Raw genomic sequence first — 9,436 nt, forward strand, 5'->3', positions numbered from 1 at the left:
CCCACAGCCAAATTTTTGGAAATGACTTAATCGCGCGGACTATTCTTATCCACCTTCGGTTCATATAGCTGCTTTGGGTGAAATAGTCGGCGATAACAAAAGGAACTGGTAACATGCCCGGCAAATTGATCAATGGTATCTGGACCCGAGAAGAAGACATCAAGGCATCCGAAGATGGCCAGTATCGTCGCGAGGAAACGTCGTTCCGTAACTGGATCGTGCCGAAAAGTTTGGACGGTGAAATTTTGGGCGGTGAAATTTTGGAAGGCGAAAACGGTAAAGATGAAGCCGACATAAAATTTACCCCCGAAGCAGGTCGTTACCACCTCTATGTCAGTGATGCCTGTCCCTGGGCGCACCGCGCCCTGGTTCTGCGCTCGCTCAAGGGATTGGAAGATGCAATTTCTGTATCGACGGTGAGCCCGGTTCTGCAAGATGATGGATGGGAATTCACTGATGTTTCTGAAGAGGTTTCTGGTGATATTGCCGGGGATATTGAGGGCGGGTATCCGGATCATCTGTTTGGTAAATCCTTTTTGCGCGAAATCTATACAGCGGCTGATCCAACCTATACAGGACGGGTCAGTGTTCCGGTACTTTGGGACAAAAAACTCAACACCATTGTCAGTAATGAATCAGCAGAAATCATCCGTATGTTGAACTCTGCCTTTGTCGGTGTTGCGGGCAATGATACTAACTTTGTCCCTGATGAGTTACGGGCTGAAATTGATGATGTGAACGATCTTGTTTATCAAAAGATCAACAATGGTGTTTATCGCTGTGGTTTTGCGGGCACACAAGCGGCCTATGAAGATGCCGTAAATGGTTTGTTCGATGCTTTGGATGTGCTTGAAACGCGGCTTGACGGCGTAGAATATTTGGTCGGAAACCAATTAACCGAAGCAGATTTGCGCCTGTTCACAACCTTGATCCGCTTTGATGCGGTGTATTTTTCCTTGTTCAAATGCAACCTGCGTCGCATTGCTGATTACCCGAACCTGTCTGCGTTGGTAAAGCGGATCTATGAACAGGGATCAGTTGCGCAGACGGTGAAGCTGGATCAGATCAAGATCCACTATTGGGGTAGCCTGCGCCAATTGAACCCCACGGGCATTGTGCCTGTTGGTCCAGAGGCAATATTATGACCTGGCAAACCAAGGATCGGGATGGAAAGTGCGTTACGAACAACCCCGTCGTTCTTGCTGTAACAGACCATGTGCCGTTGATAGAACAAGATCGTTACGAGGCACTGGTTGACGAGCTGCATCAGCTTTTTAAAACCGAGGATGGTTTCTTATCGGTTGATACGGTTCGTTATAATCGGGATCACCAAATGGAATACACTGTTCTGTCCAGATGGGTGGATGAAGTGTCTGCAAAGAAGTGGCGCGAAAACCCGCAGATCAAAAGCGTGCTGATACAAATCGAAACCATCACCGGGGGCGCAGCAGATATGGTGGTGGCATCAGGGGTCGGGCTTTGGTTTGATCATATACGATTTGATCAAATGCAGGGGATAAAATCTGGAGGCACAGAACCCGGCTTGCCCCCAATCTGGAAGCGTATTGTCCTCAGCGTGATCGGTGTTTATCCGATGTTGATATTGTTGCTGGAACTAATCGGCCCGATCATCGGCTTTCTGCCACGGTTGGCACAGGACTTCATTCTTGTTGTTGTGTTATCCGCATTATTGACCTGGCCTGTTATGCCCTTTCTCAGCCGTATCCTGCGCCCTTGGCTGATGGTGAGGTAGCCATTAACCCCATTAACCCCATTAACCTAGGGGAGGGAGGGGGAGCGGGTATTGTCAAATGTGGGGCGTATATTCAAATGGCCTTATGTGACAGCCCACTTACAAACACCTTTGATATCCACGCGAGCGCCGAGGCGTTGATAGAATTTGATCGCTTTGTGATTGTCTTGCTGGACTTCCCATCGCAACCGCTCTACGCCTTTGGTTTTGCATAGATCCTGTGCCGCAAGCATGAGATTTTCTCCGACCTTTTGTCCGCGAAATTGATTCCAGACAAACACATCGTCAATGTTCATATAGCGCCCGCCGGACCAGATTGAATAGTTCCAAGTAAAGGATGCATAGCCAGCAACTGTTACTTGTCCTTGTGCGTCAGTTACTTCGGCCAGCAGGGCGCCAAATGTTGCGGTTTCTGGCGGGGGCGGAAAGGCGTCTTCGCGTAATTTTTCGGGTGTTGTCAGGACGTATTGTTCCTGATCATGGTGGCGGGCGATCGCAATGATCAGGTCATAGAGGTTGTCGATATCGTTTTCAGTAATCTCGCGGACAGTAATGTGATGGGTAGGCATAATGATTTCCGGGTGTGATGTTATTGTTTGAATATTCAGTTTTTAAAAGCGGGCTATCCCTTTTTACCTTGGCCCAGTAGCCAGATAAAGAACAGGCCACCGACCAGTCCGGTTATAATGCCAATAGGCATATCTTCGGGGGCCATGATGGTTCGGGCCGCAACGTCAGACCAGATAACAAAGATCGCCCCGACCAAGGCTGATCCCGGCAGGATGTATCTGTAATTCCCGCCGACCAGACGGCGAAGTATGTGCGGGATCATCAGACCGACAAAGCCAATAATGCCGGAAAAGGCCACCATCACCCCCGTTACCAAGGCCCCGACGATAAAGATAATAAGCCGGAAGCGCGCGACAGGTATCCCAAGGGTCGAAGCCGTTTCATCCCCAACCGTCATGGCATTGAGATCGCTGGATTTAAGATAGAAATAAAGCCCGCCAAGCGTCAGGATGGTCAAGGGGTAAATCAGTTGTGACCATTGGGCAAGGCCAAGACCGCCGAGCATCCAGAACACAACGGTATGGGTTGATTTTTGGTCCCCAAGAAAGATGAGGATATTCGCCCCGGCCATAATGACAAAAGACACGGCGACCCCGGCAAGGATCAGCCGATCAGCAGATGTGGATGCGGTCATGCGGGACACCAAAAGCACAAGGCCAGATGCGGCCAACGCGCCAAAGAAAGCAAAAAGCGGAACCGTCGCCAGCCCCAAAAACATGCCTGTGTGTAACAGGGCAATGATCGCCCCGAATGCAGCACCGGATGAAATGCCCAATAGATGAGGATCAGCCAGCGGGTTTCGGGTCACTGCCTGTAGGGTTGCGCCGACAATAGCCAGTCCGGCACCGACAAATCCGGCAAGGATGGCACGGGGAAAGCGAATATCCCACACGATCGCCTCGCGCCCTTTGGACCATGTCTGTTCGATCGTGTCTGGAGAAATCTTGTTTAGAACAATGCCCCAGACCGTCTGGGCAGGGACAGAGATCGCACCGATAGAAACTGCTAGGGAAAAAGAGATAATAAGAAAAAATAACCCCAGTGTGATCATCACGGTCATTTTTCGTTCTGATAATTGGGATGATAAAACCGACACTCGGTTTCGGGGCTGTGTGGTCTTCCACGCAGAGTGCCCGTGAACCGTGTCGTCCCCAAGGGGGGATCTTTTACTCATACTCTCAAATTCCTTAGTTTGTTGCCCTAATGAAGGCAGCAGTAACGGGTTCTTACGTCGTGATAGGGGCGGGCGAATGGGACGGGCCAATGGTGGGGATTTCCCCCCAAAAAAACAAATCACCGTCCTAAATCACCCGCCCCAAATTAATTCATACAGGGCCTGTCATTCCTGAACTTATGGTCTGGGGCATTGGGACTTATGACCCTTGGAAGCCTGCGGCAAGCTTCTTCACAGCTTTGATGTTACGAGGGCCGGGGGTTGCTTCGACATATTCAAGAACAACAAAACGGTCATTCTTGACGGCATCAACATCTGCAAAGGCAGGGTTGTTTTTCATGAACGCAATCTTTTGTTCGGCTGTGACCTTGCCATAATTCACGATCACGACAACTTCCGGGTTGCGATCAACAACTGATTCCCAGCCGATTGTGCCCCAGCTTTTTTCGAAATCGTCCATGATGTTCTTGCCACCAGCTGCTTCGATCAGGGCTGTCGGCATCGCATAGCGACCGGCGGTAAAGGGTTTGTCTTCGCCACTGTCATAGACAAAAACACGCAATGGTTTTTCCGGTGATTTCAGGTTGTCCTGAATGGTGGCCATTTCAGACTTGTACCCGGCGACAAGTGCTTCTGCTTTTTCTTCGATGCCGAAAATTTTGCCCAGATTCAACAGGTCGTTATACATATCAACCATTGTAATCTTTGGGCGATCGATAATGTGGCTACAGGATTCAGTTAGCTCATAAACATTAATGCCAAACGGGGCGAGGGTTTCTGGCGTTACTTCGCCGCCGACTTTCATGCCATAGTTCCATCCGGCAAAGTACAGATCGACATCGTGCCCGATCAGGGTTTCTTTGCTGGGGTGTTTGGCGGCCAGTTCGGGCAGTTCCTTAACCTGATGACGCATTTCTTCGTCCAGCGTTTTCCAGCCTGATACACCCGTATAGCCAACCATGCTATCGCGCAGGCCAAGGACCAGCATCATTTCTGTCATATTGACATCGTGAGATACGGCTGCTTTCGGCGGGCTGTCAAAGGTAACCTGTCGGTTACAGCTTTGGACCGTGACGGGGTCGGCAGTGGCCTGTACTGGGGTCAGAATGGCAGCAGCTGTCAGAGATGCAGACAAGATACTGCCTGCAACAAGACGGGAAGATGACAGTGAGTTTTTAAACATCTTATTTTCCATTGATAGAGGTAAGTTTATGTAAGCTGTTCTGTGGAAACACAGAGGCGGCTATCGGGAAAGGTGAAAGGTAAAGTGAGGTTGATCACTGGGCATCAGACGCTGAATGCGACTGGTAATCCCAAAAGCTTGATCAACAAGGGGTTCAGTCAAAACCTGATCTGATGGGCCAAAGGCCAAACTGTGACCATTGGCGAGAACCAGAACATCATCTGTATGTTGCCCCACAAGATTGAGATCATGCAGACTGGTGATGATGGTCATGTTCAAAGTACGCAAAAGCGAAAGTACTTCGAGTTGATGGCGAATATCCAAATGGTTTGTGGGTTCGTCCAGAATAAGAACATGCGGTTCTTGGGTCAGGGCACGGGCAACCATCACGCGCTGTCGTTCGCCGCCTGACAAGGTGCCAAAGGATCGTTTGGCGAAACTCAATAGGCCCAAGGTTGCAAGGGCGTTTTCGATAATCGCTTTGTCTTCTGACCCAACTTGGGAAAACCCACGACGGTGCGGCGTACGACCCAAGGCAACGATTTCCCAGACTGTTAGGGCAAAATCAGTAGGTTGTTCCTGAAGAACAGCGGCTATTCTTTGCGCGGCTGAACGCGGGGACATGGCCCATAGATCTTCGTTATCTATCAATACTTGCCCGGTTCGGGGCTGGTGAAAGCGATAGAGCAAACGCAACAGGGTTGATTTTCCGGCACCGTTAGACCCGACAATGCCCAGAACGCGTCCCGGTGCTGCACGAAAACTGATATTAGACAACAAATCAGGTTGTCCTTTTGGTCCCCAGGAAAGGTCTTTGGCCTCAAGTAATGCAGCCTCAAGCATTGGGGCCTTCTGAGATGTTGCCGCATGAGATTTGGGTTCATGAGATTTAAGCTCACGGGATTTTGGCCCATGAAATTGTGGCCCACGAAATTGTGGCTCAGGGGGGAAAGTTTTTCGTGACGCTGGATCTGACCTTGTCGCTAAGTCAGGGGCGTCTAGATTAGATATGGTCAAACCAGATGTATCCTGTAGAGATGCACGTTTCATTTTGGATGAAAAACAATATAAATTGTTATGTTATAACGTTTCGATTTATTGTTTTCTACAGGGTATAATCCCGGGGCGCAATCCCCCGAAGCGCACAATCGTGCCCATAGGTTGATCGCGTAGAAAGGACAAGAGGCAAGAGCTGTGTTTTCGCTCTTCTATTCTTGTCTCCCCGACTGCCGATAATGTTGGGGCAATTGTTCAGAAAGTTGTCTGATGACTTTTGGGTCGTGTTCTTTTTCATAGCACCCTCCGTGCCTGGGCAGAGAGGGAGGAACAGCGATATCAGGTCGCGGCGTATATTGCCGGATAGCCATCTTTATCACCCATTCCGAGGCACCCCGCCCGGTTAGCGTTGATAACAAAAATGGCAGGTCTCCTGACTTGCGGGTCGAAGCAACATCTGAACCTTCCCGAACCCTATGGGGTCAGTGGTTAATCTCAGAATAGCTCGCCGCTTACAGTTGCGGGGGCAGTCACGGAATTGGCACCTGATGGTTACACCGCACCGTGTTCCCTTTTCATTCCGGACTCAGCTTTGAAATCCAGAAACCATCGCCGCAGATGCTGTCAAAAAGAAAGAAAATAATCAAGGTGATTTTTACAGCTTAGGCTTGTTTCTGGCAATCAAGGCAACTATTACTAGAATAAATATCAACAGGGGGGTGTTGTGTTCTTAGTGTTGCGTAAACTGTCTTTAACCATGTTTTTCGGTATTTTTTTGCTGGGGCAGTCTCTTTTTCGGGGGCCACATCTTTTTTTGGAGATGTGCACGCTGCGGGTCTTGATGATGGAAACATCAGAGATCGCGGGGCTTGTGTTGAGAATGATGACGAAAAGTGCTTGGGATACAACAAGGATCATGCCCCAGAGAGCAAGTTGAATGGCGCCATTCGTATCGAGAACTATCGTAAAGGGTGCGAACAGGGCGATAGCTGGGCTTGTTATAGTTTGGCTTGGAGCTATGACGCGGGTGATGGCGTGGCCCAAGACCCGAAACAAGCGATAAAATTCTATACCAAAGCCTGTGATGCAAATGAATATTATGCCTGTACCAATCTAGGGGATTTCTACGAGTACGGACATGGCACCGATGTAGATTTCAAGGCTGCCTTTAAGCTCTACCAATTCGGATGTGATGGCGATGATGGGCTGGGCTGTTACCGTTTGGGACGGTTATACGAACAAGGCTCGGGGATGCCTGAAAACATTGATCGCGCGATAGAGCTCTATCATCGTTCCTGCCGATATGGTGAGGGATTGGGGTGTTCGGTTCTGGGGTGGACTTATACAAATGGTGAGGGTGTCAAACAGGATGTTGACGAGGGCATCAGGCTTTATACGAAAGCTTGCGATATGGATGAAGGAACAGCCTGTTCTAATCTTGCGGGGTTTTATGATGAGGGCAAGATCATCGATCGCGATATTGGAAAAGCCATTAAGCTGTATCGAAAAGCCTGTGAATTAGACGATGCGCTTGGGTGCAATAACCTGGCATGGTCTTACGAATATGGCGAAGGGCTTGAAAAAGATCTGCCAAAAGCTTTTGCGCTTTATGAAAAAGCTTGTGATCAAGGGTATGCATTAGGGTGTAGCAACCTGGGCTGGTTTTACGAAACTGGCCATGTCGTTGATACCAACATAAAGAAAGCAGCAGACCTGTACAAAATGGCTTGCGATAATGACAAAGCGCGGGCGTGTAACCGGTTGGGATGGTTTTGGGAAAACGAAACTGAAATCGGTGTTGATCTGTCAAAGGCGCTGGATCTTTATAACAAGTCTTGTGACCTTGGCTATAATGTTGGGTGCTTTAACGTCGGTATCGCCGCAGAACAAGGTTTGGGGCGGGACGTTGATATCAACCGGGCTATTACCTATTTCAATCAATCCTGTGATGACGCCTATGCCGAAGCGTGTTTGCGGTTGGCAGAGTTTTACGATGAGGGAACATTGGTCCGTGAAGATGATCGCAAGGCGTCACAGTATTATCAGAAATCTTGTGATTTGGGGCATGGGGATGGCTGCACCAATCTGGGGGTACTTTATAAAGATGGTGATGGCGTTTCCCAATCTGTGGATCAGGCACTGAAATATGTTCAGTTGGGCTGTGATAATGGCGATGGACTGGGCTGTTTTAATGCAGGTTTTCTTTTCGATGACGGAACTCTTTTAAAACAGGATTATGCAAAAGCAATAAGCTTTTATGAAAGGGCTTGTGATCTGGATATCGCATCGGCGTGTTTTAATCTGGGGGTTTTGCATCAGGAAGGAAAAGGCACAGCACAAAATGATTTAACTGCTGTGTCCATGTATGAAAAATCCTGTGAAAAAGGATTGTTTGACGGGTGTACGACTGCGGGTATGTATCATGCCGAAGGCTTGGTTGTTGACGAAAATTTTGAAAAATCAGCTGCTTATTTTAACACAGCGTGCGACGGGGGGGATACTTTGGGATGTTCCCTTTTGGCACGTAGTTATTATGACGGCGCAGGCGTCGAACAGAACAAAGAAAAAGCCGCTGATATATTCACACAGGCTTGTGCTGAAAAAGAGCCTGATGCCTGTCAGGTTCTGGCGTGGATGTATATGGAAGGGGACGGCGTTGATCAGGATATTGATCGGGCCTTTACCATGTTCAAAAGCGGGTGTGAGCGCGATGAGATGATGTCTTGTGCCGGTTTGGGATGGGCCTATGACACCGGAACCGGGACTGATGAGGATGTGGCGAAGGCCGCAGATTTATACGACCGCGCCTGCGAAGCTGATGTCGGGGACGGGTGTAATAATCTGGGGGCTTTATATGAAAGTGGCCGCGCCGGAAAGCTGGATCAGAAAAAGGCAGAAAAGCTGTATCAAAAAGCCTGTGATCTGGAATATCCCTTGGGGTGTTCCAATCGGGCGAGCAGCTATTTCAGGGCCGGAATGCTCAAGATGTTATCAGCGGATGATCCCCCTGAATTTCAAAAGGCAGTTCCTCTGTTTTCAAGGGCTTGCGATGCTTTAGAGGGCAAGGGGTGTTACAGTTTGGGTATGATGCAGGTCATGGGGTACGGTATCGAAAAGAATGTGGAAAAGGGCATTGGCTTGATGGAACATTCTTGTGAAATCGGCTGGACAGAAAGCTGTTCGATTTTGGGATCCTTTAATCTTATCGGCCATATGGTCGAGAAAGATATCGATAAATCCTATGCCTATTTCACAAGGGCCTGTGACGCGGGTGATCCCAAGGGATGCCTTGGTTTGGGGGATATCTATGATCTTGGTGGTCCGGTTGAACAAGACAGCCAAAAAGCCGCAGCCATTTTTCGTGAAGCCTGTGATAATGATTTGCCAACAGGGTGTTCAAAGCTGGCCAAGCTTTACAAAAAAGGTCGTGGCGTTGGCAAGAGCTTAACCAAGGCCAAAGAATATATGGAAAAAGCCTGTACCTTGGGGAGCCGCCTGGATTGCCTGATGAAGGGCATATAGATTGATAGCTCCGGGCTGGTCTTTTTATGTGCAGGGCCAGATTGTATTGGGTCAGGCGTTCTTTCTGATAATACCGTTCTGGTAGTACCGTTTTCTAGCTATGGGTTTGTATGTTCAAATTGATCCCTAAGATAACGGCAGTCGTTTTCTTAAGGCCTCGATGACTTTGGTTTCTGCTGAGGATGGGTAACCATCGTCCATAGCGGCCTGAAAGGCATCAAGTGTGGCGGCACCGATT

8 protein-coding genes and 1 riboswitch are annotated in these 9,436 nt (G+C 49.0%); of the genes, 3 read left to right on the top strand and 5 right to left on the bottom strand.

Features of this window, described 5'->3' with window-relative positions; genetic code table 11:
• Positions 1-113 precede the first annotated feature (113 nt).
• Together Q0241_RS21475 and Q0241_RS21480 are read left to right on the top strand one after the other, a co-directional pair.
• Positions 114-1,145: a glutathione S-transferase family protein gene (locus Q0241_RS21475; RefSeq protein ID WP_299381166.1), complete on the top strand. Its 1,032-nt coding sequence runs from the start codon at positions 114-116 to the stop codon at positions 1,143-1,145.
• Positions 1,142-1,753, top strand: coding sequence for an antibiotic biosynthesis monooxygenase (locus tag Q0241_RS21480; protein ID WP_299381167.1), 612 nt, complete (start codon positions 1,142-1,144; stop codon positions 1,751-1,753). Before Q0241_RS21475 ends, Q0241_RS21480 begins: the two co-directional genes overlap by 4 nt.
• An 83-nt stretch (positions 1,754-1,836) precedes the next feature.
• Here Q0241_RS21480 and Q0241_RS21485 read toward each other — a convergent pair whose 3' ends face one another.
• From Q0241_RS21485 to Q0241_RS21505, 5 genes are all read right to left on the bottom strand, one after another.
• Positions 1,837-2,322: a GNAT family N-acetyltransferase gene (locus Q0241_RS21485; protein WP_299381169.1), complete on the bottom strand. Its 486-nt coding sequence runs from the start codon at positions 2,320-2,322 to the stop codon at positions 1,837-1,839.
• A 53-nt stretch (positions 2,323-2,375) separates the two neighbouring features.
• A complete protein-coding gene (locus tag Q0241_RS21490) occupies positions 2,376-3,497 on the bottom strand; it encodes an iron ABC transporter permease (RefSeq protein WP_299381171.1) in 1,122 nt (373 codons plus the stop codon).
• A 199-nt stretch (positions 3,498-3,696) separates the two neighbouring features.
• The gene (locus Q0241_RS21495; RefSeq protein ID WP_299381173.1) at positions 3,697-4,680 is read right to left on the bottom strand and encodes an ABC transporter substrate-binding protein; all 984 of its coding nucleotides are present in this window, start codon (positions 4,678-4,680) and stop codon (positions 3,697-3,699) included.
• Between the two features lie 60 nt (positions 4,681-4,740).
• On the bottom strand, positions 4,741-5,730 hold the full coding sequence (locus tag Q0241_RS21500; RefSeq protein ID WP_299381175.1) for an ABC transporter ATP-binding protein: 990 nt from the start codon (positions 5,728-5,730) through the stop codon (positions 4,741-4,743).
• 55 nt (positions 5,731-5,785) lie between these two features.
• The gene (locus Q0241_RS21505) at positions 5,786-5,974 is read right to left on the bottom strand and encodes a hypothetical protein (RefSeq protein ID WP_299381177.1); all 189 of its coding nucleotides are present in this window, start codon (positions 5,972-5,974) and stop codon (positions 5,786-5,788) included.
• Positions 5,975-6,081: 107 nt separating this feature from the next.
• A riboswitch (cobalamin riboswitch) is annotated at positions 6,082-6,302 on the bottom strand.
• A 196-nt stretch (positions 6,303-6,498) separates the two neighbouring features.
• On the opposite strand from Q0241_RS21505, the gene Q0241_RS21510 reads away from it, so the two are divergent.
• Positions 6,499-9,198 carry a hypothetical protein gene (locus Q0241_RS21510; protein WP_299381179.1) on the top strand — a complete coding sequence of 900 codons (2,700 nt, stop codon included), beginning with the start codon at positions 6,499-6,501 and terminating at the stop codon, positions 9,196-9,198.
• Positions 9,199-9,436: the final 238 nt, after the last annotated feature.

It is taken from the genome of uncultured Kiloniella sp. (assembly GCF_937128705.1).
Taxonomy (GTDB): Bacteria; Pseudomonadota; Alphaproteobacteria; order Kiloniellales; family Kiloniellaceae; genus Kiloniella.